The sequence below is a fragment of the Methanosarcina sp. genome (assembly GCF_049706645.1).
Lineage (GTDB): Archaea > Halobacteriota > Methanosarcinia > Methanosarcinales > Methanosarcinaceae > Methanosarcina.
Genome location: NZ_JBNAKP010000015.1, coordinates 13130 through 37685 on the forward strand (window position 1 = coordinate 13130; position 24556 = coordinate 37685).

At 42.7% G+C, this 24556-nt stretch carries 25 protein-coding genes; 13 read left to right on the forward strand and 12 right to left on the reverse strand.

Annotation, left to right across the window (positions count from 1 at the left end):
• The first annotated feature begins 291 nt into the window (after window positions 1-291).
• Window positions 292-1455 carry a calcium/sodium antiporter gene (locus ACPK8D_RS05920; RefSeq protein ID WP_424716926.1) on the forward strand — a complete coding sequence of 388 codons (1164 nt, stop codon included), beginning with the start codon at window positions 292-294 and terminating at the stop codon, window positions 1453-1455.
• Window positions 1456-1575: 120 nt separating this feature from the next.
• On the opposite strand, the gene ACPK8D_RS05925 is transcribed toward ACPK8D_RS05920, so the two are convergent.
• Together ACPK8D_RS05925 and ACPK8D_RS05930 are read right to left on the reverse strand one after the other, a co-directional pair.
• Window positions 1576-1833 (reverse strand): type II toxin-antitoxin system RelE/ParE family toxin, encoded by a 258-nt coding sequence (locus ACPK8D_RS05925; protein WP_424716927.1) that lies wholly within the window; start codon window positions 1831-1833, stop codon window positions 1576-1578.
• Between the two features lies 1 nt (window position 1834).
• A complete protein-coding gene (locus ACPK8D_RS05930; RefSeq protein WP_424716928.1) occupies window positions 1835-2035 on the reverse strand; it encodes a hypothetical protein in 201 nt (66 codons plus the stop codon).
• Window positions 2036-2392: 357 nt separating this feature from the next.
• Between ACPK8D_RS05930 and ACPK8D_RS05935 the strand changes: the two genes are divergently transcribed.
• A complete protein-coding gene (locus ACPK8D_RS05935; RefSeq protein ID WP_424717146.1) occupies window positions 2393-3031 on the forward strand; it encodes a MarC family protein in 639 nt (212 codons plus the stop codon).
• A gap of 99 nt (window positions 3032-3130) precedes the next feature.
• Here ACPK8D_RS05935 and ACPK8D_RS05940 read toward each other — a convergent pair whose 3' ends face one another.
• The 3 genes from ACPK8D_RS05940 to ACPK8D_RS05950 all read right to left on the reverse strand — a co-directional run bounded on the left by ACPK8D_RS05940 (window position 3131) and on the right by ACPK8D_RS05950 (window position 8750).
• Window positions 3131-4399 (reverse strand): helix-turn-helix domain-containing protein, encoded by a 1269-nt coding sequence (locus ACPK8D_RS05940; RefSeq protein WP_424716929.1) that lies wholly within the window; start codon window positions 4397-4399, stop codon window positions 3131-3133.
• Between the two features lie 951 nt (window positions 4400-5350).
• Window positions 5351-7762: a phosphoenolpyruvate synthase gene (gene ppsA, locus ACPK8D_RS05945; protein ID WP_424716930.1), complete on the reverse strand. Its 2412-nt coding sequence runs from the start codon at window positions 7760-7762 to the stop codon at window positions 5351-5353.
• 514 nt (window positions 7763-8276) lie between these two features.
• Window positions 8277-8750 carry a nucleoside deaminase gene (locus ACPK8D_RS05950; RefSeq protein WP_424716931.1) on the reverse strand — a complete coding sequence of 158 codons (474 nt, stop codon included), beginning with the start codon at window positions 8748-8750 and terminating at the stop codon, window positions 8277-8279.
• A gap of 231 nt (window positions 8751-8981) precedes the next feature.
• Between ACPK8D_RS05950 and ACPK8D_RS05955 the strand changes: the two genes are divergently transcribed.
• Both ACPK8D_RS05955 and ACPK8D_RS05960 read left to right on the forward strand, forming a co-directional pair.
• On the forward strand, window positions 8982-9260 hold the full coding sequence (locus ACPK8D_RS05955; protein ID WP_424716932.1) for a DUF5661 family protein: 279 nt from the start codon (window positions 8982-8984) through the stop codon (window positions 9258-9260).
• Window positions 9261-9539: 279 nt separating this feature from the next.
• Window positions 9540-10316: a GTPase gene (locus tag ACPK8D_RS05960; RefSeq protein ID WP_424716933.1), complete on the forward strand. Its 777-nt coding sequence runs from the start codon at window positions 9540-9542 to the stop codon at window positions 10314-10316.
• A gap of 108 nt (window positions 10317-10424) precedes the next feature.
• Here ACPK8D_RS05960 and ACPK8D_RS05965 read toward each other — a convergent pair whose 3' ends face one another.
• Together ACPK8D_RS05965 and ACPK8D_RS05970 are read right to left on the reverse strand one after the other, a co-directional pair.
• On the reverse strand, window positions 10425-10559 hold the full coding sequence (locus ACPK8D_RS05965; RefSeq protein WP_424716934.1) for a hypothetical protein: 135 nt from the start codon (window positions 10557-10559) through the stop codon (window positions 10425-10427).
• Complete coding sequence (locus ACPK8D_RS05970) at window positions 10556-11080, reverse strand: NTPase (RefSeq protein ID WP_424716935.1); 525 nt, start codon at window positions 11078-11080, stop codon at window positions 10556-10558. The genes ACPK8D_RS05965 and ACPK8D_RS05970 overlap by 4 nt, the downstream gene beginning before the upstream one ends.
• A 74-nt stretch (window positions 11081-11154) precedes the next feature.
• Here ACPK8D_RS05970 and ACPK8D_RS05975 point away from each other — a divergent pair, with 74 nt between their 5' ends.
• The 3 genes from ACPK8D_RS05975 (at window position 11155) to ACPK8D_RS05985 (ending at window position 12513) form a co-directional block, all read left to right on the forward strand.
• A complete protein-coding gene (locus tag ACPK8D_RS05975; protein ID WP_424716936.1) occupies window positions 11155-11412 on the forward strand; it encodes a hypothetical protein in 258 nt (85 codons plus the stop codon).
• A 295-nt stretch (window positions 11413-11707) separates the two neighbouring features.
• The gene (locus ACPK8D_RS05980; RefSeq protein WP_424716937.1) at window positions 11708-12067 is read left to right on the forward strand and encodes a transposase; all 360 of its coding nucleotides are present in this window, start codon (window positions 11708-11710) and stop codon (window positions 12065-12067) included.
• On the forward strand, window positions 12040-12513 hold the full coding sequence (locus ACPK8D_RS05985) for a transposase (protein WP_424717147.1): 474 nt from the start codon (window positions 12040-12042) through the stop codon (window positions 12511-12513). The genes ACPK8D_RS05980 and ACPK8D_RS05985 overlap by 28 nt, the downstream gene beginning before the upstream one ends.
• A 228-nt stretch (window positions 12514-12741) precedes the next feature.
• On the opposite strand, the gene ACPK8D_RS05990 is transcribed toward ACPK8D_RS05985, so the two are convergent.
• Window positions 12742-13245, reverse strand: coding sequence for a Holliday junction resolvase-like protein (locus tag ACPK8D_RS05990; protein WP_424716938.1), 504 nt, complete (start codon window positions 13243-13245; stop codon window positions 12742-12744).
• Window positions 13246-13773: 528 nt separating this feature from the next.
• Here ACPK8D_RS05990 and ACPK8D_RS05995 point away from each other — a divergent pair.
• Entirely contained in the window at window positions 13774-14832 is a 1059-nt protein-coding gene (locus tag ACPK8D_RS05995; RefSeq protein WP_424716939.1) for a hypothetical protein, read from the forward strand.
• Window positions 14833-15771: a mechanosensitive ion channel family protein gene (locus ACPK8D_RS06000; protein ID WP_424716940.1), complete on the forward strand. Its 939-nt coding sequence runs from the start codon at window positions 14833-14835 to the stop codon at window positions 15769-15771.
• Window positions 15772-15775: 4 nt separating this feature from the next.
• Here ACPK8D_RS06000 and ACPK8D_RS06005 read toward each other — a convergent pair whose 3' ends face one another.
• Both ACPK8D_RS06005 and ACPK8D_RS06010 read right to left on the reverse strand, forming a co-directional pair.
• Window positions 15776-16339, reverse strand: coding sequence for a DUF421 domain-containing protein (locus ACPK8D_RS06005; RefSeq protein WP_424716941.1), 564 nt, complete (start codon window positions 16337-16339; stop codon window positions 15776-15778).
• A 322-nt stretch (window positions 16340-16661) separates the two neighbouring features.
• Window positions 16662-17624, reverse strand: a complete 963-nt coding sequence (locus ACPK8D_RS06010) for a mechanosensitive ion channel family protein (protein ID WP_424716942.1) — start codon at window positions 17622-17624, stop codon at window positions 16662-16664.
• A 434-nt stretch (window positions 17625-18058) separates the two neighbouring features.
• On the opposite strand from ACPK8D_RS06010, the gene ACPK8D_RS06015 reads away from it, so the two are divergent.
• The 3 genes from ACPK8D_RS06015 to ACPK8D_RS06025 all read left to right on the forward strand — a co-directional run bounded on the left by ACPK8D_RS06015 (window position 18059) and on the right by ACPK8D_RS06025 (window position 20286).
• Window positions 18059-18928 (forward strand): AzlC family ABC transporter permease, encoded by an 870-nt coding sequence (locus ACPK8D_RS06015; RefSeq protein ID WP_424716943.1) that lies wholly within the window; start codon window positions 18059-18061, stop codon window positions 18926-18928.
• Window positions 18928-19266: a branched-chain amino acid transporter permease gene (locus tag ACPK8D_RS06020; protein WP_424716944.1), complete on the forward strand. Its 339-nt coding sequence runs from the start codon at window positions 18928-18930 to the stop codon at window positions 19264-19266. The genes ACPK8D_RS06015 and ACPK8D_RS06020 overlap by 1 nt, the downstream gene beginning before the upstream one ends.
• Before the next feature lie 162 nt (window positions 19267-19428).
• On the forward strand, window positions 19429-20286 hold the full coding sequence (locus ACPK8D_RS06025) for a 4Fe-4S binding protein (protein ID WP_424716945.1): 858 nt from the start codon (window positions 19429-19431) through the stop codon (window positions 20284-20286).
• 218 nt (window positions 20287-20504) lie between these two features.
• Here the strand turns inward: ACPK8D_RS06025 and ACPK8D_RS06030 are convergent, their stop codons facing one another.
• Together ACPK8D_RS06030 and ACPK8D_RS06035 are read right to left on the reverse strand one after the other, a co-directional pair.
• Window positions 20505-21569 (reverse strand): hypothetical protein, encoded by a 1065-nt coding sequence (locus ACPK8D_RS06030; protein ID WP_424716946.1) that lies wholly within the window; start codon window positions 21567-21569, stop codon window positions 20505-20507.
• Between the two features lie 323 nt (window positions 21570-21892).
• The gene (locus ACPK8D_RS06035) at window positions 21893-22402 is read right to left on the reverse strand and encodes a nitroreductase family protein (protein ID WP_424716947.1); all 510 of its coding nucleotides are present in this window, start codon (window positions 22400-22402) and stop codon (window positions 21893-21895) included.
• Between the two features lie 396 nt (window positions 22403-22798).
• Here ACPK8D_RS06035 and ACPK8D_RS06040 point away from each other — a divergent pair, with 396 nt between their 5' ends.
• Window positions 22799-24505 carry a hypothetical protein gene (locus tag ACPK8D_RS06040; protein ID WP_424716948.1) on the forward strand — a complete coding sequence of 569 codons (1707 nt, stop codon included), beginning with the start codon at window positions 22799-22801 and terminating at the stop codon, window positions 24503-24505.
• Window positions 24506-24556 lie beyond the last annotated feature (51 nt).

The window sequence follows — 24556 nt, forward strand, 5'->3', positions numbered from 1 at the left end:
TCTCTCAAAGCTGCTGATTGTTCACACCTTTGCTAGTCTCAGCGATAAAATAGATATAAAGAGACTGATCTGTTAAAGAGATTGATTTGTTAATGAAACTGATTTGTTAAAGAGATTGATTTGTTAATGAAACTGATCTGTTAAAGAATTGATCTATGTGTTATCATCAAGCGAGATAACTGTGATACTTTCCTTATTTTCCTTTGAGACATTTTTAAATAACCAGGCTCTGCTCAGGCCAATTTTATGTTTTAAGATATGTTTAAATAAATCTCGGGCTCACACTTCAATGTGCCTGTAACTAATATCCTTATATTTCTTGGCGGGCTCGTATTGCTCGTAAAAGGAGCAGACCTTTTCGTATCGACCTCGTCCCTGATTGCAAGAAGGTTTGGGGTATCCGAATTCATAATAGGATTGACTCTCGTGTCCGTAGGGACATCAGTGCCTGAGCTTGCATCCTCCCTGACAGCGTCTCTCCAGCAAGCAAGCGGGATAGTGATGGGCAATATAATAGGGTCAAACATTGCCAATATAGGGCTGATTGCAAGTACGGCTGCTCTTCTGACAAATATCAGGACTGAGGAGGTTATGCTGAAAAGGGATGGCTATATAATGTTATTTTCCTCTTTTCTCCTTTTCCTTCTTATGCTTGACTTCAAAATTTCGAGGCTGGACGCCTTCATTTTTATTTTACTATATCTCGTCTATCTTTTATTCCTGCTCGATAAGGTGAAAAAACACGAAGAAGAAATATATTTCAAAGATTTTATGGTTTATTTCTTCAAATTTGAATACCTTTTCGATTTGGAATCTATAATTAAGCTCCATATTCAGAAATACCGAAACGGAAAAAAGGGATACGAAAAAAGGAATGAAAAGAAAACCGAAAGCGAGTCCGGGACTGACAGGAGAACCGGAGCCGGATCAGGAACCGAATCCATAACCGAATCTGAATATGAAAATATTGATGTCGACGTTACAGCAGAAAACCTTTACGAAGCCAGCCTTTTAATAGAATTCTTCAAGCTGGTTGCAAGCGGGGCTGCAATCATAATTGGGGCGAAGTACTTTGTTGAACAGGCGATCTTCTTCGCTCTGCTGCTGGAAGTTCCGGAGACACTTATCGGAATCAGCCTTGTTGCAGTTGGGACTTCAGTCCCCGAACTAATGGTAACCGTTTCGGCAGCGAGGAGCGACTATGGTGGCATTGCTCTTGGAAATGTCATAGGGTCAAATATTGCGAACATACTTTTGGTTTTGGGCTGCGCAGGGCTGGTCCACCCTATCACGACAACCAATCTCGGCATTTATTACATAGCCCCTTTCATGCTGATAATGAGCTCCCTGCTTCTTCTTTTCATCCGGACGGGCTGGAGAGTCAAACGGTTTGAAGGGCTTATCCTGCTCTTTCTCTATCTCGGTTTCATGATCCTGATCTTCCGCCTGGGGTAAGAAAATGTCCTGATAAATAGCCCAGGGAAATATGGGAATCAAAAACTAGCAGGTTTAGGGATTGCCAGCAAGAACCTGTTTTTAGCAAAAACCTGTTTCTAGCAAAAACCTGTATTCAATTTAATGATACATGCGAGCTAAGGGCTCGATCACTATAACTACAAGAGTTAAGTTTTCATAATCAACTCTATAAAGCAGTCTTAGATGCCTGGAGCGCAGTCTGAAAATTTTCTCCTGGCTGTCAATTATCCTCTTTGCCCCCCTTGGCACGGGATCAAGGGCAAGCTCCTCAAGAATCTCCCTTACCCGGGAACGCATTGTCTCGCCTGCCTCTGCCAGAAATGTGTATGCAGGAATATCAAGAAGAACTTTAAACATTTTAGAGCCTCGTTTCCTCAAGCCTGCTTAAAGGTACAAGTTTTCCTTTTGCCTCGTTTTCAAAACTCCTGAACACCAGTTCCTTTTCTTCTGCAGTAAGCAGGCTGTCTATATCCACCATATGCTCCTTAATTTCCCCAAGTTGCTTTTTGATAAAATTAAGTTCTTCTAACAGTTTTTTCTCGATTTTTTCCCCGCTCATAGTCACAGCCTGTATTTATCCAGATTCGGATTAATTTATTTTTTGCTTTATTCATTTATACCTTACTTAATTATAGTTAATTTCAGGATATCTTTATATCTGTTCCCTGTCTTTATTATTTTTTCCTATTTGTTATATTTACAAACAGCGAAGAAGAGTTATCTGACTAGCGGCTGAAGGACAGATCGTGAGTCTTACAGTGCGCAAAAAGTCAAATTTCCGGTCAGGCCTGCAGTCTAAAAACGGGCCTGAAAATGGGAGTTATTAAATTTCAGTGAGTAAATATATAACAGAACAAAATTATATGTATAAGTTAAAGAAAGTTAAAAGGGCAGGAGAAAAAAGATGATAACTGAGATGATAACTAACAATATAGGGTTTTTCATCTACACGTTTACATCTATCTTTGTGGTTGTCAGCCCAATCAGCGGAGTAGTAACTTTTATCTCCCTGACCAGCAAAATGACACACAACGAGAAAAATGAAATTGCAAAAAAATCAGTCACACTTGCGTGCGCAATTGCCCTTTTTTTTGCAATAACCGGAAGTGTAATACTTAATCTTTTCAGCATTAATGTGGATTCGTTACGGGTTGCAGGTGGGCTCCTGCTCTTCAGCATCGCTTTTGATATGATGCATGCCAAAGTCTCAAGAGAGAGCATAACCGATGAAGAAATTTCGGAGTCCCAGGAACGCACGGATATCTGGGTCTTTCCTATAGGTCTCCCGCTTCTGACAGGCCCTGGTACTATCAGCACTGTAATCGTCCTGATGGAAAGCACAGGTGCCATCGAGCAAAAATTAATAATTCTCGTGTCGATTACACTGACATTCGTGCTTTGCCTGTATATCTTCCTCTTTTCGCGAAGACTTCATAAGTTCATAGGGTATAACGGGATGCTGGTCTTTACAAGGCTTATGGGGCTTCTGCTTGCAGCTCTTGCAGTAGACCTGACCTCTACAGGTTTAATAAACATCTTTAATCTAACAAAATGAATAGCCGTCGAAAAGTAAAACAAAAATTACAATTTTTTTTACAATATTTTAAACAGCCCTTACATTCTACTTGTAAAACTATTTCAGATTGATTTTCAGTTAATCCGGCTTTCTGCCATACCGCCGGTTAACGTACTCAAGCAAATCGCTACCTGTGAGTCTTTCACTGGAGGGACCTATCCTGATATAAAATTCCTCTTCATTTTTGCCCGATTTTAGAAACACTGCCTCGTCACTCTTTTGACAGTCTATTTTCAGGACTTTTTTGCCGTTAACCGGCACAAGAGCATACTCGATAAGAGGAGCGTAGGCAAGGCCTATGTGCTGCTTAAGGAGCTGTTTGAAATGGAGGAGAAACTTATCTTCATTAAGGAAATTATCGTTTTCAATCCCCAGCACGTCCCCGGTATTAGAGATACCCACAAGTAAAGTGCCACCATCGGTGTTGATATAGGCGATAATTGTCTTCAGCACGGCGTGTTCGACATTCCAGTCCGGCTTGCCGCTCACGAGATTCATGCGAAGCGTGGACTTTAACTCCAGCTTTTTACTTTCCCCTCGACGGATCAGTTCCAGGATGTAATCCGAATCGTTTGCAAGCTCGATAGCCTCCCTGATAAGTTCAAGCTTTTCTTCGATATGTGCAATATTTTTAGGGTAAATCGAGAGCCTGTGCTTGAAAAGGCCAAGCTGGGAAATGAGTTCCTCTGTGAGGCGCTTAATTCTAAGAATTTTCGTCTGGGCCTGAAAATCAGGCAGGTACAGTTTGCTATACATGAGAAAATCGAGACTTGTCATTGAGGGATGCGAGTTTTCGGCAAGAATGGGAGCTCCCTGGCCCTGAAACAAATCAATACTTCCGTCAAGCTCGGTACACATATCCTCCACAGAAGCCCTGCCTGCAAATCCGGATTTATCTATAACAGGGGCTGCCGCAGCAAACTCAGATTCTCCTGAAAAGATAGCCCTTCGGCTGAGAGCCTCCGGGACGGACCCATGCGAAGAATCCGGAACCAGCTCGTGCGGGACGAGTCGGCCCTCAGGTCCCCGGATAAAGCCCTTTGTTAACCAGGATTTCCGGATTTTCAGGCCCAGAGTATTATTGAAAAAATCTGCAAGATATTCCGAGTTTACTCTTTCGGGATTAAGAATAAACTGGATATAAGCTTGGAATTCCATTCCCACTCTGTAAAGGGAAGAGACCGCCTGTCTCTCCTCATGGAGAGGGAGGTAAAGAGAATTCTCTTGCTCAACAAAACCTCTCTCTAGATTTACATCCGGCAGGTTAACTTTTAAGGTAAGTTCCGAGAGGTTGGTCGGTCTCAGGCCATACTGGCTGCAGACGGTATCTATTTCTTTTTCAACCATAGTGATCAGACTGGAAAGGCTATGAAATGTGGGAGTTTCTAAAGTTTATGATATCAGTTGCAGGTTTAAAATGATATGCTTTTTCTTCCCGGATAACATGAATGTTTATTTTTAGAAACAGGATGCAGGAGAAGAAAAGGAAAGCGAAAATAAAGAAGAAAGAAAAATAGTAAGTAAGGGGATAAAATAAAGGAAGATGGAAAAATAGTAAGTATGAAAGCTTAAAACCGAATACTTAAAATTCAAAGCAAAACCGGCCGGGTCATAAACTGGTAAATCGACCAGAATCAGCCAGAATCGGTTTTGCTGGAAACCTCAGGTTTTAAAGATTATATCTGGATGCAGGTTTTTCAAAAATTAATTATTTGCCGAGCCGCACATCGAGAAGACTTACTGGCAAATGTAGCCGAAGATGTACACCCACATTTTCTACAGTAATAAAATACATTTGAACCAATCACCTGCTTTTTAAGGGATGTGCCGCATCGGGTACATTCTACAGAAGATTCAAACATTTCTGTCTCACTCCATAATTATTAATGGCTCAAGTCTAGCAGTTTCCTTTTTTGTCCAGTACCCACACGCAGGACAGTACTGAAATTCCTCGAAAAGTTTGTTTTCAAGTTTGGAATGGCATTCCGGACAATATTTTAAGAAAGGCATTCAAATTTCTCCTACTAAAGTTATTAATTGAAATCTCCATCAATTTACTATCAGATACTTTTTCAACTTCTCTATCCCTGTTTTTCCAGCTCGTTTCATTAATTTCCCAGTTCGTTTCCAGGTTTCTTTTTTAGTTTCTTTTGTTTACCTTCCCAACTCTTCCAGTTTTTCAGATAACTTTCCCAACTTTTCTTCCGTTTTTACTACCTTCCCCGTTTTCTTCAGTTTTCCACTCCTTCAAACCTTTCTCAGTTTTTTGTTACCTTCCCAATCTTTTTCAGCTTTTCATTACCTTCCCAGTTCTTTTTCAGTCTCCAGAACTTTAAGGGTGATCTTCATAACCGAATCAGGATTAAGTGAAATGGATTCTATTCCCTCTCTTACCAGGAACTCCGCAACTTCAGGAAAGTCGCTTGGAGCCTGTCCGCAAATCCCGCTGTGTCTCCGGTTCCTTTTTGCTCCCTGCACAGCCATTGCCATAATTTTCATAACTCCGGGGTCCCGCTCATCGAATTCTGCGGCAAGAATTTCGGAATCCCTGTCAACCCCAAGAGTCAGCTGGGTCAGGTCATTTGAGCCTATGGAGAAACCGTCGAAGAATTCGCTAAATTCATCGATAAGAAGAACGTTATTCGGGATCTCGCACATAACATAGACCTGAAGCCCGTTTTCTCCTCTTTTGAGTCCGTTTTTTTCCATTTCGGCAATAACTTTCCGCGCTTCTTCAACCGTCCTGCAGAAGGGGATCATGAGAATAAGGTTTGTAAGCCCCATTTCATCCCTTACCTTTTTCATAGCCCTGCACTCAAGGGCATACCCTTCCCTGTAGCGCTCATCAAAGTAGCGGGAAGCTCCCCGGAACCCTATCATGGGATTGCTTTCTTCCATTTCGAAGTAGCTGCCCCCAACAAGGCTTGCATACTCATTGGTCTTGAAGTCGCTCATGCGGACAACAACCGGCTTCGGATAGAAAGCCGCAGCAATAGTTCCGACTCCCTGGGCAAGCTGCTCGACAAAATAATTTTCTCTCCTGTAGCCTCGCGTAAGCTGTTCGATTTCTCGAAGGACTTTAAGGTCTTTGACCTTTTCAGGGTGCACGAGAGCCATAGGGTGGATCTTGATATAGCTTGTAATAATAAATTCCAGCCTGGCAAGCCCTATTCCGTCGTTCGGGATCATTGAAAAGCCAAAGGCTTCCTCCGGGTTTCCAAGATTCATCATGATTTCGGTTTTCGGGCGTTTTATGTCTTTCAGGCTAAGTGTATCTTTATGAAAAGGAAGAATACCATCATATACAAGCCCATCCTCGCCTTCGGCACAGCTCACCGTAATCTCCCTGCCTGTCTCAAGCACTTCGGTTGCATTGCCTGCTCCTACGACTGCAGGGATCCCTAGTTCCCGGCTGACAATGGCTGCGTGGCAGGTCCTTCCTCCTTTGTTCGTGACAATCGCAGCCGCGGTTTTCATCACAGGCTCCCAGTCTGGAGTTGTGGTATCTGCAATCAGGATTTCTCCCGGTTTAAAAGAAGGCAGGTCTGAAACATCTGGAATCACATGGGCTTTTCCCGACGCAATTTTATCGCCTACGCTCCTGCCTCTTGCAAGAACTTCGGACCGTTTTTCAAGTACATAGGTTTCAAGGACATCTTTACTCCGCTGGGACTGAACTGTCTCCGGCCTCGCCTGCACTATGAAGAGTTCACCTGTTATGCCATCCTTTGCCCACTCAATATCCATTGGCCGCGATTCTCCGTACTTCCCGGAGTAATGGTCTTCTATTGCAATGGCATACTCGGCAAGTTTGAGCACTTCTTCGTCACTGATACAGAAGCGCAGCCTGTCAGCCTCAGGCACCTCTACGTTCCGGGTGAGCACTTTTGAATCGCCGCGCCCGTAGATCATTTTGATCTCTTTGCTGCCCACCTTTTTCTTGACAATCGGCCTGTATCCCTGCCTGAAAGTCGGCTTGAAGACATAAAACTCATCGGGATTAACCTGTCCCTGAACAATGTTTTCCCCAAGCCCGTATGCACCTGTGATAAAAACAACGTCTCTGAAGCCGGTTTCCGTATCCAGGGTAAAAATAACCCCGCTGGAAGCCAGGTCCGACCTGACCATCTTCATAATTCCTATGGAGAGAGCCACCTTGAAATGATCGAATTTGTTGGTTACGCGGTAGGAAATAGCCCTGTCCGTAAAAAGCGAAGCAAAACAACGTATGCATGCGTCCCGCAGCCCGGGATAGCCCCGGATGTTCAGGTAAGTCTCCTGCTGGCCCGCAAAAGAAGCTGTAGGCAGATCCTCAGCCGTTGCCGAACTCCGAACGGCTACATCCGTATCTTCCCCATATTGCTCGCAGAGGCGGTCATAGGCGGTTTTGATTTCTTCCCAGAGGTCGTCCGGGATTCCTGCCCCGAGGATCAGGTCTCTTGCCATTTTCCCCCTTCTTGCGAGGTCTGCAATATCCGATGTATCGAGCCCTTCCATCGTCTTTTTGAGTTTTTCCAGAATCCCTCCGGCTTCAAGAGTATGCCAGTAAGCTTCAGCGGTGACTGAAAAACCATTTGGGATCCTTACTCCCTGTGAGGTAAGTTCCCTGTACATCTCCCCAAGGGAAGCGTTCTTCCCGCCAACAAGCGGAACATCATCAATCGTGGTTTCTTCAAACCAGCGGATGTACTTGCTTTTTTTCTCAGACATCTCCCAGAAAATCCCCTTTTAAATTTATTTTATGTAATCTAAAAGTGCGGCAATACATTTAAACTTTCATCCTCAAGTTGGAAATATCCGGATAAGGACAGGATATTCCCTATAGAATTGAATGCCCCAATTGCACATTTGATGCACCCAGTGGCACATTAATGCTCCAAATATATTTATGCGCTAATGAAAGAAATGAGTTTCCCGATAGATGAAAATTAGAAGAGGGTTCATCTGTTAATGGTAATCAGATAAGTTAAATCTTGAAGAACACGTGGCGGGAATAATTAATCCTTCAAATAAATATTTATACGAGAACTTTTACAAGAAATCTTTGCTCTTTTCGGAATTTCCTGCTAGCTTTAACTCTTAATTTTAATTATTGATTTTTATTATTGATTTTAATTATTGATTTTAATTATTGATTTTGATTCTTGATGTTAATTTTTAATTTGACTCTTGATGTTGATTCTTGAGTTTGATTCCTGCGTTTTTATCTCGATTTTGATTTTTCTCAGTACTCTACCTTATTCTCGGACTCTTCCCACGCCTTAAAAGCCTTCAATGCTTCTTCCCTGAGGATCTGTTGAAATACTATGTTTCTCTCCTGAGGAGGGCGTGAAATTTCTTTATAGATTAGAGAATCCGCAAAGCCAATGTTTTGAGCGTCGGACCTGGTGTTGGCAAAAACAACTTTATCAATCCTTGCCCAGTAGATTGCTCCAAGGCACATCGGGCAGGGCTCGCAGGAAGAGTAGATAACACAGCCGCTGAGATCAAAGGTCTCAAGTTTCCGGGCTGCTTCTCTTATTACGTTTATCTCGGCATGGGCTGTAGGGTCGTTAAGTGCAGTAACCAGGTTACAGCTCTCTGCAAGGATTTCCCCTTTTCTGACGACTACTGCCCCAAAAGGGCCTCCTCCTTTTTTCACATTGTCAAGGGAAAGTTCGATTGCCCGCCTCATAAATAAAAAATCACTATCTAACATTTTTGCCTCCCTTCTGGTCTGATTTGCTTTTATTCAAGGCTCTTTTTTCGAGATTCTTTTTATTCGATTCTTCTTATTCTAGGGTCTTCTATTCAAAACTGTAATTCATCTTTCCGAAGTAAAGTAATAACTATATAGCCGAGCTTTTTCAGGAAAACCCTTAAGTACAGATCTATTAAACAATAGTTAAACAATTATTAAACAATTGTCAAAGATTAAATAATAGTTGGAGTGATATTTCTGGCAAAAGAGCGATTTACGGCTGAAGAGGCAAAAGAAGTTGGGGAACAGCTCGGAATAAAATGGGATAAGTTTGATGTCGACCAGTTCCGCGGAGGCATGGATGTTGAACTTGAACATGGAACCCGCGACCCCTGGACAAACGTTACTGACGATGACCCCATAATGACAGGAAAAATCGCCCTGGCTCATCTTAACGAGTTTCCGGACTATTACGACAGGCTGGAAGAAATGGAAGAAGAAGCCGAGGAATTCTGGGAAAAAAAGTAAGTACCTGACTGCACTAACTACTTTTTTCTTTTTTCATTTCTACTTTTTCATTTCTACTTTTTCATTTTTGCTTTTTCATTTCTACTGTATTTTTATTTCCAGAATTTTGTATGAGATTACTTTCCAGATTCAAGATTAAACTTAAATTATTTTTGCCGATTAGTTTTCAGCTCGATAATTATATCCGGGTTCATTAATCCTGATTTTTAAATTCATCCGTCTCTAAAATTCCTACCTCACTATAAATTCATATATCAGCTTGTGCCATAGCCACAGCATATGGCGAGCTACAAAGCCCTTGTAAAAGATGTTATCAAAAAAGCTGACGTCCTTCTTGAAATAATAGATGCCAGGTTTCCTGACGAGACCCGAAACAGCGAGGTCGAGCGTGATATAGTCCGCTTAAACAAACCTTTCATAATAGTAATCAATAAATGCGATCTCGTATCAAAGGAAAAACTTGAGGAAACCAAAGCCCGCCTCTCAAAAATTGCACCCACTATTTTTATTTCCAGCAAAGATAGGTCAGGAACAACTATGCTGAGGCACCAGATCCTCGCATCTGCCTCTATAAAAGCCTCTGTAAAAGGGCGGGATATCCTTGTCGGAACCCTCGGCTATCCCAATGTGGGCAAATCCTCGGTAATCAACGGCGTTACAGGCCGTCACCGGGCAGGTACGTCTCCCATATCCGGCCACACGAAAGGCGTCCAGCATGTGGATGCAGGCTCACGCATCATGTTCATAGATACGCCGGGCGTGATCCCTTTTGATGAGAAAGATGAGTATCTCCAGGGCTTGCTCGGAATAAAGGATGCAACTCATCTTAAGGACAAGATAGGAGTCGCCCTGAAAATAATCGAAAAAATGCTTGCCGAAAATAAGGCAGCCCTTGAAGCCTTCTACAATATCACAATCGAAAACGAGATTTCCTATGATGTGCTTGAACTGATAGGCAAGCAGTGTAATTTCCTGCAAAAGAAAGGCGAAGTAGACGAAACAAGAACCGCCACCAGAATAATCAACGACTGGCAAAACGGGCTGCTTCTTATATAAAAAAATTGATTAAGCTCCTGATCAAGGAACAAAATCTGGCTAAGACTCAGGTTACGGTTTTTTCCAGAGAGCAGGATAAGTCAGGAAGGTCCCGTTTATCCGGGCAGCTTACTTTTCTTTGATCAGACAGGAAGTTCTGCAGTACACCCCGAATTCGGACGAGATTGTTCCGTAAATATCTCCGGTACAGAATGCGACACTTTCAGTAATAGCGGCAGGCGGGGCGGGAAGGATCAATTTCACCCCATTTCCCTAAAGCGGTTTGCGATTTTTTCAGGCAGCTCATCCCGGTTCTCCTCATCAACCATCAATACCTCGAATTCTTTCCTCATCCTCTGAGCCAGCCGGTGAATGCTTGACCGGTGCAGCACTGCAAGAACCGGTTTATCGGATTCCAGGACTACTTCAACTGCCGAAACGAAAGCTTCGGATTTGAGCTCCATCGGCCCGACCTCATCGATAACTATCAGGTCACAGTCCATGGCACTCCTTAGTGCGTTTGCCCCGATCTTTTCAAGGTCCTCCAGGTTGACGTGATATTTTCCAACTCTCGGCCCACTTCCTCTGACGCTGCCCAGGACTCCGGTTTTTCCGGTAGCAAGGTCCCGGATCGAAAAACCTTCCCTCTGCCCTTCTTTCCGGATTTCGGCGGTCTGGATGCCGCCTATTTTGAAGCCCGGCTGGTCGGCAAGTTTTTCAGCAGCTTTTGCCACAACTGTTGATTTTCCAATACCCGGACTGCCGGTTACTGCGATTCTCAGCATGGTATTTTTCGTCCCCCTTTACTGTTCCCATTTCCCGGAAAAATAGACCTTAATTTTATTTAAACCAGCCAGCAGTGAGGTTTTACGTTGACTATAAAACGATTGCAGAATATACTGGAATATACTCAAAAGCTTTTATTAAGTTAATTTTAGTAAATATATATGGGGTTGAAATTCTGACAACTGACCAGGAAATTCTTGCTAGAATCGGAGAAATTGAAAAAAGAATGGAAAGGATGGAAGCTGCGCTCGAAAGTATTAACAATATCCTGAAAAAGGTCGAGCAAAACACGTATTTTGGGTGCTATATGCCAGAGGGGAAACTGGAATAAAAAGAGATAAGAGATAAGAGATAAATTTTAGATTTTCCAGATTTTACTTTTTTCGACGCTCCCCTGTAATCGGTTGATGTTATTCCGAGGCAGCAAAAACGGTGTCTCCAGGCCGTTCTTGTCCCGCGCCGAGGCGCGGCTGGAACTGATTGGCTTTGATTGAATGAAAGCTGAAATCTTTCCCTCCCTGGGGAGAATTGAGGTAAAATATCGAGCTTTTAACGGTGGGCGGCTGTTTTTAATATTTGAGCCTATCCCGAAACTAATATTATGTTGAAATTATAAATCTACTTCTATGTCATTCCGTGAAATCGATAATGGTCTATGGGAATCCATAGAACCCTATCTTCCTCCACAGAAACCACATACAGGAAGACCTCGTGCAGATATGCGAAAGTTAATGAACGGTATTTTGTACGTCGTTATGACAGGTTGTACGTGGAAAGACGTTCCCTGTCGCTATGGCTCCAAGTCAACAGTACATAGATTTCATCTTTATTTGTGTGAACATGGTACTTATCAGAAGATTTTCAACGAACTTTTAAACAAAGGTTATGATTTAAAGAAGATAGATCTTTCCCATTGCTTTACTGATACAAAGGACATTCCTGCCAAAAAAGGGGAAACATCGATTATGATGGCTACAAGAAAGTAAAAGGAGTAAAATTAAGCGTTTTAGTAGACTTACAGGGTTTACCTCTCTCAATTATTATTGTTCCTGCAAATAAGAATGACTCAACTCTATATATACCTACACTTAAAAATTTCAGGATAAAGAGACCCATAGGAAGGCCTGTAAACAGGCCTTCCAAAGTGACAGCTGATGCAATGTATGATACAGCTAAGATTAGAAAATATAACAGGAGAAGAGGAATAAAGTCCAATATACCAGTGAACAAAAGAAACCAGAAGAAAAAGAAGAGAGGAAGACCAATAAAGGTAGATCAGGAAGAATACAAAAAGAAAAGTGCAGTAGAGAGGTTCTTTAGCTGGATAGAGTCATGTAAAAAAGTATTTCCAAGATATGAAATCAAAGAAATATCATACCTTGGAGTTGTAATGTTAGCAGCAATAATAAGGTTAAACCAGGTTTTGGGATAGGCTCTTTTACTATAAGTTCATTTTTTGCATTCTGAGTTTTGTAGTGAAGCTGTTGATCTGAAAAAATATGATTTAATATAAATTCAAGCAGGAATTCTTTTGGGTTTGCAGCTCCTTGTTTATTTTCTCCGGAAAAGCCGGTCGCTTGCGACCTGTGAGAATTAGGGGTTAAGAAAAGTAATAACCTGAAGACACAAAGACCCTTGAAAGGTAAATTACTAGCGGTTCTCAATTGTTTTCTCTGTTATGGATAATCTCATAGCTCACTTTTCCTCTGCCTATGCAGTCCCTGACAAGCTTTTCTCTCGGGGAAAGGGCTCCGGTTTTTCCGGATTTGACCTCGACAAAGACCACCTTATTCATTTCTCCTTCTGAAAGGCCGTCAAAGACAATGAAATCTACCGGGGTGCCAAGGAAGCGGGCATCTTTGGGGTTGTACTCGAAATCCGGGAAATAGGGGATAAGGTGTTCCGTAACCTTGCCCCGGATAACGGCTTCGCTCTTTTTTACGGCGTCCTGGCGGATCTTTTTCTCCTCGTCCATCTTCCAGGCCCTGAAGAGATTTTCGGCTTTCTCTGAGACCTGGCGTTCCATCTCTCTCGCCTGCCAGGCTTCGTACATCTCCCTGGCACGGGACTCGATCCGGCTTTTCAGATCAATATATTTCAGGAGCAGATAGGCTGCAAGCAGGCCAAGGAAAAGCACAAGGATTGAAATCATCAAGTCATCCACGGTTTATTTCTCCGGAAAGGGTAGGGTTCGGTAAAGAAGCCAAATGAAAGTCAAACGAGGAACTAAGTGTCATGGCAATTTAATTATTGGGCATTAATACTTAGACAATGCCTCATCTGTAGTCCCTTTCTTAATTATAAAGACTCAGAACTAAATTTTCTAGACACTAAGTGAGATCAGGTCAGGTTAAGTGGGAATTAAGTGAGATTCGGTTAGGTTAAGTGAAAAGTTAATGAGAAATTACTGAGAAACTACTGAGAAATTACTGAGAAATTATCTAGAAATTATCTGGAAATTATCAAGAAATAAATTCAAGAGAATAATTTCAGACTCTATAAATGAGTGTAAATATTTAAAGTTTCCAGCTTAAGGCTTCCGAAAAATTCTTTCTGTCAATTAGTCCCGGAGATACTCCTGGAGATTCTGAGCCTTAAAACAGTTTAATTCTGGAAAATGCTAACGGTATCTATTAAGTACGGGACCTGTTAAGTATAATATAAGAAATATAAGATAGGGGTAGGGAGTAGCGTGGGGATTCAGCAGAGCGGAGGAAAGGATTTTGGCGAGATTCTCGGATTGCGGGACGAGATCGGAGAAATCCAATCAGCAATTGCTGACTTTGAGGTCGGAAAAAGAGTTAACGTAGCCATTATAGCCGGACTCCTTGGCGGAAAGACTACCCTGATTAATGAAATTGAGAAACTGAACTTAAACAGGGCGACAAAAATTATTTTCTCCGGGATTGTCCGGGATAAAAAGGAGATTTCGCTGCCCGAGGATACGAAGAGGGTAGTACTTCTGGATAACTGTCATTTTCTCTACATAAGAAAACCCGGCGGCTTTGATATATTTTATGAATTTCTGAACATGATTAGCTCTCAGGACAGGATATTTGTCACTACCTGGAACCTTTATTCCTGGAGATACCTGGATAAAGCCTTCGAGCTAGGGAAGTACTTTCCACTACAGGTTCTCATCCCTCCTTTCGAAAAAGAGGATATCAGGTCGCTTATCCTCAAAAGATACGGAGAAGGAGAGATAATATTTAATAACGGTGGAGAGTCCGAAGAAGAACCTGCTATATATATTGTACATCATCCGCTTGAACTGGCCTCACTGGGCAGGAAAATTGTCGTCCCGGTCCCGAAAATAAATGTACCATATTTTAAAAGGCGCTTTCTGAAGAAAGAAGAGGAAAAAGAGAAAAAAGAAGAAGAAACCGCTGAATATCGGGTATTTGAGGAAATCCACCTGGAGTCAAAAGGTAACCCTGGCGTTGCCGTAAGGGTATGGGAACTCGGGCTTCATTATCCTCACATAAGCCCTGAGAAAATAGGCCAATTTTCGTATGATATAGAACTCGAATATGATGAGGCTTTTGTTCTAAACCTGATTCTTTCATATCAGGGCCTGAAGAAAAATGAAATTGTCGACATGGTAGGCTCTAGATTAAGAGTGAATGAAACCATCTTCCGGCTTCTAAACCTGGGGCTGATTTTCGAATTCGGAGACGATTCTTTTCGCGTCAGACCCGAAGCCCTGCGTAGCGTCATTGCATATCTGGAAAAGTTAAGGCTGGTGTGGTAAATGGTAGATGGAGAGACAGGCAGGGAGCAGCTTCTTGAAGCTCTCAGATCCATAGAAATGCAAACTCTCGTAGACATGGTTCTGGTTGTCTTTGCTGCATATATACTTGGCAGGATCATTACTGCCGTACTATCGAAAATCTCGGAAAATATGAGCCGAGAAGGCAGGATAAAAGTAAAAATGATTATTCCTGCTATAAGATTTGTATTCTACGCTGTTGCCTTTTTCTACATTTTCAGGGAAATATTCAGCATTTTCGGGCCGGAACTATTTCTTCTGACAGGGCTTCTGGGTGCAGCCATAGGTTTTGGGATAAAAGACCTTTTTGCGGATTTTGTCGGGGGAATCGTAATTACCTTTGAAAAACCATATCAGATAGGGGACAAGATCAATATTGGAAACTATTACGGGGAGGTCACGGACATAGGGCTCAGGGCAACGAAACTGGTTACACCTGACGACAATACGGTTACAGCCCCCAACAGCCTGATTTTCAATGAAGCCATTGCCAGCGGAAATTATGGGGTTTCGGAAATGATGGTGGTAATAGACCTGTATATTGCAGGAGAATCCGACGTGAAAACTGCAATGAGGATTTTGCGGGAAGCTGTCGTAAGCTCGAAATATGTTTACATTTCCAGAACAAGCCCTGTTATCCTGTTACATAAAGCCCTTCCTTTTTATACCAGGTTAAGGGCCAAGGCTTATGTCAACGACCTCAGGGACGAATTCGAGTTCGAGTCCGAGGTACATACAAAAGCCTGGATGGAATTCCGGAAGAACAATATCAGGGCTCCGCAACTTCACATCCTGAATGTCCCCCCTGTAGGGGATGAGTATGAATCAGATCCCGCTACCCGGAGAAATGTCAGGTCAAATAATAGAGCCAGGAGAGATTCGGAATCTGATACGAATTCCCAAAAAAATTTTGAGCTCTAATTTTTCAAACTTTTAGCCCGGTAATATCGGGTGCTTTTCCCTCTTTTCCGGACTGGCTTATAATTGAGAAGCTGCCATCAGTCTCAAGGACAACAGCTTCCACCTTATCAAGATTGGCATATCCTTGATTCCTTACCGACTGCTCAATTTCACCTTTAACAACTCTAGAGCGATTCATAGCATCTTTAAGGTACTCTCCATTGTAGTATAAAAGGGCGGGCTCATTTTTTATCGCTTTTTTAATAGTATCTGACCTTACAGCTAGCCAAGCCATTACATACTGCAGACCTATCAGGACCGCAAAAGCTACTATACCTTCTGCGAGTGCAATGCTTTTGTTTAGAATAAGTGATCCGAAAGTAGATCCAAGAGCAATTGTAACTACAAAATCAAATGCATTAAGTTTAGAAAGTGTACGGTTTCCGGATACTCTTAACAAAAGAACAAGTGAGATATATCCCATTACTCCGAGGATTAAAACCCTTCCAAGATCGTTCCAGCTATTGAAGAACAGGCCCACAGCTATACTCTCCTTTAAAACTAGCAGGTTTAAGGATGCCAGTTTCAACGGGTTACTTCTCTTTACAGCGAATTACCTCTCCTTATATCATATCTATTGTTAAGATAAATAGATTTTACAGGCACACGCATCTGATTTAATATCTCGTTTATGTGGAAAACCAGACACAGAAGCAAAGAAGCAGAGAAATTAGAAAGAAAGTAAAGAAGAAGCAGAGAAAAAGCTAGAAAGAGAGTAGAGAAGAAGCAGAGAAAAAACTAGAAAGAAAGTAAAGGAAAAACAGGGAAACCAGGGAAAAAAGTAGAGAAACAATAGAGTCCGTGTGCTGGACGGAAAAAGCCGGAAGAAACCATTTATTAAATATGACTTATTATCCTTTTTCCGGAGGATTCATAAGATCGATGCTTGTTGCGGTTCCTACCAGGATGTCGTTTTCTTCCTCAAAGGCTTCAAGAATGCTTGAGACTAAAAGATGATTGATTGCTCGCCTTTTCCTGGGCTCAACCACGTATCTTAACCGCATTTCGATCCAGTTTTCCTGCATTTTCATAAAAAGTTTTGTCTGTACATCATAGGTAGTAAAGAAATACCGCTGTCCCATGAGCAGGAGTTCTCTCCGTGCCAGGTCTTCAAACTCCCCTACAATCGGGCCTGCGGTTCTAAGGGCAATTTCTTCGGCTTTTTTCCAGTTGCTGCCGTAAATCAGCAGAATCCGGGCTTCATCCCAAATAAAAGAATAGTCCCTGGTATAGTTTTTTATCGTCTTGTTTAGAACAAAACTATTCGGGATATTGAGAATCCTGCCAGTATACTGGTCTGCATCCACCCACTCCCGGATTTCCATAATTGTGGTACTGAAACTTCCTATGTCCAGCACATCACCTACACTATCTTCCACCTGGATCCGGTCTCCTGCTTTAAAAGGACGAGCTACAACCAGGAGAATTCCTCCGGCTATATTTCTCAGAACGTCCTGAAGTGCAATTGCAACTCCGGCACTGAAAATCCCATAAGCAATAAAAAGGGTGCTGGTTCTCTCAACCCAGATCGCAAAAAGGGAGGCAAGAGCAAGTACTGTAATAAGTATAGATGCAGTTTTTCTCAGAGTGTATCGGTCTTTGGCAGTCGATACTCTTCTAAGAATAAGATTTCCGGTAATGGAATTTATTATTTGGGCTAGAAAAACTACAATTAAAGAGATAAGAAGAGCATCCAGTAGAGACCTATCCTCGAAGATATAAAAGTCAGTCAGGTACCGGATATATGCGATAAAAGCTATCAAAATGAGCAAGATAAAAGTAAACCGCGAATTCAGTCCCCTGATAACCCTCATACGGATAAATATAATGTCACTTATATATCAATATGGTAGAAGCGGCAGCCGTTTTCCAGTGCTTGATTAGGCCAAAATTTGGTTTAGCCTGGAAGATTATCCCTGTTAAAATATGTGTTGATCATGACTGAAAAACGCTATAAAACCTTAAAAGCGACCATAGTAAAAGCGCCAAAGACTGCAAGGGCGGTCCAAAATTTGAATACTTGTAATAAGTTATAACGATAGCCAATCGCTGGCAGATACAGGATAAAAGATACATTAAATGAGACTCAGGATACGGATGCAGAGTACAGGATCAGTATATTTACTAACTATCTTTAAATATGATAAATATAATTTCTGTTTTTCATTTTTCAAAAGAGCTTACGGTAAGGGTAACAGAAGTAAGAGATTTCAGAAAGGCTTTGCAAGAGAAATAAAAGAGTGATAACATGGTCAGAGACAGGAAGGATAAATGGGAAGCAGGCGAGCGAGATAAAGATCTTTTCGTCAGCGCCTTCAAGACCACAGTTCCTGTTCTTCTCGGGTACATACCTCTCGGAATGGCTTTCGGATTTCTGCTTGACGGTGCAGGATATCACTGGATCTACGCTTTCCTGATGAGCCTTTTTGTTTATGCAGGTTCGGGCCAGTTTCTGGCAGTAGCCTTACTTGCTGCCGGGGCAGGGCTGACTGAGTTTGCTATAGCCACGCTGCTCCTGAATCTCAGGCACGCCTTTTACGGGCTGTCCCTGCTGGAGAAGTTCTCCGGAGTCGGAAAGGTCAAACCTTACCTAATCTTTGCGTTAACCGACGAGACGTATGCTCTCCTGACCACGACAGACATCCCGCAGGGCAGCTCGAGGTCAAGGTTTTATTTTTATGTCGCAGCCCTTGACCATCTCTATTGGATCTCAGGTTCCGTACTTGGGGTGGTACTTGGCTCCATGCTTGAGCTTAACCTTGAGGGCATGGGCTTTGTGCTGACTGCGCTTTTTGTGGTGCTGACCATAGAGCAGTATTTTAATTCCGGGGCGCGTTTTCCCTTCATGGCCGCAGTGGCTGCAGGAGCCCTTTCCATAATATTTTTTAGCCCTGACAATATGCTGCTTGCCTCAATTATCCTCGGAACTTTAATCCTGATGGGCAGGGAAAAGACAAGGCAAGAAATACAGGAAATGCCGAAAGAGCAGGGAATGCAAAGCACGCAAAAAATAGAAAAAACTCAAAGGACGCAGAGAAATTCACAAGCAAAGAAGGAACTCAGGCCTATCAATGCCTCCGTACAGCCTGCCGAAAAAAAGGCCAGGGAGGAAAACTGATGCTGGATGCCCCTCAGATGCTCTTAACCATTGCAGTTATTGCGCTTGCAACTTTTGCGACCAGGGCCCTTCCTTTCCTGTTTTTTGGCTCAAGAGAACCACCTGCAATGCTCTCGGTTATTGAGAAAAATTTGCCTCCTATGATTCTCCTGCTACTTGTCATTTACTGCCTGAAAGACGTGCAGTGGTTTTCAGCTCCTTACGGGATTCCTGAACTGTTTACCATAGGCATTGTTGCCTGGCTGCACCTCTGGAAACGAAATGCCATGCTCAGCATCTTTACAGGGACGGCGCTTTATATGGTATTTGTGCAGTTCAATGTTTTTTCTTTTCTTTAATTTTCTTTATTTTTTCTATGTTTCTTTATTTTTTCTATGTTTCTTTTTCTCTACTTTTTCTCTACTTTTTCTAACCTTTGGTCAGAATTTATTATAAAAATCGGGCCATTAATTATTTTTATATACATTAATTTTAATGCCTTTGCAGTGAAGTGACCCTATATGAATGAGAAAAAGATTGATGAGTCTTTACTCAAAAGTAAAGGATTTCTGCCTCAGAGGCAGGAAAACATGGTTTCAATGCGAATTAAAGCTACTGGCGGCAGGGTTGACGCAGAAAAACTGCGTGCAATTGCTGATGCTGCCGAGAAATACGGACATGGATATATCCACATAACCTCGAGGCAAGGAATTGAGATCCCTTTTGTCAAACTCGAAGAGGCTGAAGAAGCAAGTTTTGAACTTGAGAAGCAGGAAGTTTTGAGGGGCTCGGCTGGAAAGCGGGTAAGGGCGGTAGTTGCCTGCCAGGGGAACGAGATTTGCAGATTTGGGTTGATCGACTGCCAGCAAATAGCACACAGGATAGATGAAAAATATGTAGGGGAAACTGTTCCCAAAAAACTCAAGATTGCAGTGACAGGCTGCCCTTCTGCCTGCGTAAAACCCCAGGATACCGATTTTGGAGTAATGGGTACGACAAGACCACAAATTATCGAAGAAAACTGTGTTGGCTGCAAGCGCTGTGAAAAAGCATGTAAAATGGAAGCAATAAAAGTTCTCGATGATAAAGCCTGCATAGACCGGGAAAAGTGCATCCTTTGCGGGTTATGTATAGCAGCCTGCAGGAAAGATGCGCTAAGAGCGGAAAAAACCGGATGCACGATTTTTGTCGGAGGCAAGCTTGGACGCAAGCCAAAACACGGGATAAAGCTTCTTGAGCTTGCAGACGAGGAGCAGCTTTTCTCAATCCTTGAAAAAACCTTTGAGTACTACAGGAGAGAAGGCCTTGATGGAGAAAGGTTCGGAGATCTTCTTGACAGGCTGGGATTTGAAAAATATAGGGAAGAAGTCCTTCCCTGAAACTTCCTTCCCACTTCTCAGTTTTTCTCCAAGCTTCCAGAATATCTCCAAACTTCCAGCTTTTCTCTAAGCTTCCAGAATATATCCAAACTTCCGGATTTTCTCCGAACTTTCAGATTCCTCGAGTTTTCAGATTTTCTCAGATTTTTTGAAAATCTGCCTGAAAGCTGCCTGGACGAAAAAAACTGAAATTTCACCTGCCTGTAGACTCTGCCCGCTTAACTTGTCGGCCTGGCTCGGATTGCAAGCCAGGCTATTATCGCCCCCAGCCCGAGAATGAGTGCAATAAAACGTATAGGCTCTCCCACGAAGGGAATTTCATATACGATTGCAAATATAACTGCCCCTACAAGATAGTAGACCATTTTTCCGGCGTCCTTTTTTAATATTTTATTGTAGATTACCTCGCCTGCAAGCAGTTTCACGGGCACTGTCGCGATAAGCAGCCCAAGTGCAAGGAGCAGGAATATCAGGACAGAAAGGGTCCACCCGAAGATAGTAAAAAGCAGGATTATCGAGAGAATCGGAAGGAAAATCAGAGCAAAGAATCCCAGTAATCCGGTTTTCAAAGGTGAATCTTTTACGAGTTCGGCAACCCCGCTTACAAAACCCGGGAAAAGGTAAATAAGAATCAGGCCCAGAGCCAGGGATGCAAGCAGCCCGATTATAAAAGAGAAAACGCTAAACCCTTCGGCAGCACTTTCATATTGCTCTTCCGTCGCATTTACCTGCGTAACGTTTACGTTTCCGCCTACCTTATTTTCCAGATCCGACGGGTAATTATCGGCCTGCAGGCTGAGATTCCCTTTAAGCTCAAAGTTGTCGCCGGTTCTCAGGGTACCTGTTGAAACGTCCCCATTCCCGTTAACGGTTCCGTCAAGCGTTACTTCGCCTCCGCCCAGCAGGATATCCCCTTCAACCACGCTGTCTCGGGAAAGGAAAATCTGGCCGCCGACTGCTGCCACGTCTCCACCTACATTCCCGTTTACCCTGATTAAACCGCCGGCTGCGATAATATTTCCTGAAACGTCTCCATTAACAATCAGTTCCCCGCCTGCACCTATAAAATCGTCTCCGGTGTTTCCGTTTATCTCAAGCCGGGATCCTGCAAGCACCAGATCGCCCTGAATGTCCTGGTCAATCTGAAGGTTCTCTCCACCCCCAAAAGCGTTTCCTGAGCTCGTATGTTTAAGAATATCTTCATCGGCCGCTCCTGCTGAATAAGGCAGTGAAACAAAAAGAATAATAAATAAAATAAGACCTGATATCAGTTTCTTTTTCATAAACTAGCCCTCTTTACTATTAACTTACTGCTTAATTTTGCACTTAATTGTCCCATTTAATTAAAGAACATTTCTAAAAATTATATGTGAATTAATAGAAACTCAACCCAAAAAGATAAAGTAAAGGAAAGTTTCAGCAAAATTGACATGGTATAAAATTGACATCGTATAAATTACATAACCCCTTCAGTAACGTACATGCACTCCAGTAATATACATGCCTTCGGGTACTTGCCGAAAGCGGCGTGGGTTTTTGCCAGATATTACTATGGTTTGGAAGCTTTGTCAGTTATTAACCAGTTATTATAATTAATCCGAAGATTTTACCAGGAATTACTATGGATTCTGGCAGTATCGTACCTCAGTCTGCCTGATTTTTCTTCTGCCGGATAACCCATTGCAATAATCGAAAACGGAGCTATATGATCCGGAATATTTAGCAAACTCCTGACTTCCCGAACCATCTTTTCAGCAGGATAAACCCCTATCCAGACGGCCCCAAGTCCGAGATCGTGGGCAGCAAGCAACATATTCTGGCTCGCAGCTGAGCAGTCCTGAATCCAGAAGTCCTTAAATTTAGGAACGCTCTGGTCCCCGCAGACAAGAACTGCAGCTGGAGTATCCTTCAGCATTTTCGCATATGGATGTACCTCTGAGATTTTTTCGAGGACGTCGTGTCGGTCAATTATAACGAAATGCCAGGGCTGTTCATCTCCTGCGGACGGTGCATTCATTCCGGCTTTCAGGACATTTTCGATCACATCCCGGTTTACCGGGTCCGGCAAATATTTTCGGATACTTCTTCTGGTTAAAATTGCATCCATCGTTTCCATAAAATTCCCCCAATTAATAATGTTTTTTTATAGTGGATAAACTTCCCAATTAGGAAGTATTGTATTAAAGAGACATATAATTTTCAATGCATATAATTTAGTTAGATTTCACAAAATGGACATACCAGGCTTACAAAAGTTTTTTAAAGAGAAACATAGAGAGTACCCAATGAAAAGCGAGTGAGGCTTTATGTTGCTTACTCTAAGAACACTTAAAAAATAATAGACGGAATGTTGCGGAAGGTGGCACCGAAAAACTTGACACATATGTATTTAATTTGAGAGGGGATGACATAACTACTACGTATATTCCAGTGATACCTTATAACTCGCCACCTGTACTGGAAACCGTCTCAGCGCAGCTATTGCAGCAAATACTGGATATGGGGTCTAAAGATGAAAATAATAAGTATGTTGTTTATACTGCTAACGTTAATTGCAACTGCATGTGTGGCACAGGCCGGTGAGAGTATTACATTTACCACTACGGGTTCGACATTCAAACCCATAATCGAGGTCACAGGTGAGCCGGAAATATTGTGGGTTTTTGGTGACGGAAGTACTTCCAAATCAACGACACCTGGTGTAGATTTCGGGTCAGCTGCGGTGCGAACAAATACATTAGTTGTGACTCCGTGGAGTGCAGTCACCGAAATAAATCTCGGGTATGCTGGTAAAGATGGGGGTGTAGCTCCCGGACCTGATACAATACTGAGCCAGCCGCAACAAAATGTAATAGCCGTCGATGGATTGGAGAATGTGAATCAATCCCTTAGAACCTGGGCGTCCTGTGATAATCCGATCACATCATTAAATTTCAATAACTTCACAAACCTTACAACTATTGAATGCTTCTGGTGCACAGAATTAACGAATATCACACTGGAAAATGTGCCATTACTTACGAGATTATGTGTCGAAGCATGCGATTTAACCGCAGTTGACCTGTCAGGCGCTCCTCAACTGGCAGATTTGCGGCTTTCGAACCAGGATAATCTGATTGCGATAAACTGGCCTGCGACGATAAACAACTGGCATATCTGTTGTCACTCGAACCCCACATTAACCACTGAAATTCCGGTTAACCGCTGCCCACAATTGGTAGAGTTGATGATACAGAATACAAACCAGAGCCGGGAGTTCCACCCATGTTCAACAAAACTGAGAACCGTATATGCAAATGATAACAGATTTATATCTGCGAATTTATCCGGCTGCTTTCCCGAAGGGCGTTCAGCCACTATAAGATTGCAGGATAATGCATTGACCGGTATAAATATTGCGAACGACCCAGGGATTTATTCCCTGAATCTATACAACAATTCACTGAATCAAACCGCAGTAGATGATGTCTTGCAGGTTCTGGAGTCATATGGCACGTCGGGTAGGATTTTAAATATAGCCTCAAACGCAGCGCCGTCAGCAGCCGGTATAGCAAATGCATGTGACCTGCTCAACCGCTCGTGGACTGTCACTCTTACGCCGCCGGCTGATATGATAATATTGAATGAAGCGACCCATATCATGCCGAACGGAACAACAATGCGCGCTGGGACAGGTGAACGTACGCTGGCCGATATACGCTCAGCTCTGGTTAACACGCCCTCAGCCAGAATACTCAATAACGTATCTATTATTCCCACGTCGGGCGAAATAGATATTATCGTAACCCAGTGGGATTACACGAAAAAAGTATGGAGTGAATCTTCGAAAACACACGATGTCACCACACGACATTTAATCGGTGACTTTCCGGCAAATACCGCAATCCGAATACTCAGGGACGGCGTGGATTACGAAGTCGTGGTAAGTAATGAAACTGGTTATATTGACTGGACATATACCGGCGGCTATGGTAAACATGAGTTTGAAGCCGTTGCGGGTGATGAGGTGCCGCTGACAGTTACAGGCCACACCGGTCCGACCATTGTAAGCGAGGATATGGAAAATGCCGGGGTTTCGCAAGTTAGCGGTTCAAACTTCTCTAATTTATCTAAAAGCAATAGCGGTACAGTCAACTGCGGCTATACACTGACTTCGATCACGATTACAGCGCTTGGTGCAGCCGGAATATTGAGGTATCTTTTTCAGTTAAGGAAATGAGAAATCCGGCAATGCCGTTAGGGTGCGGCGGGGAGTGCCAGTTTTTTTGCA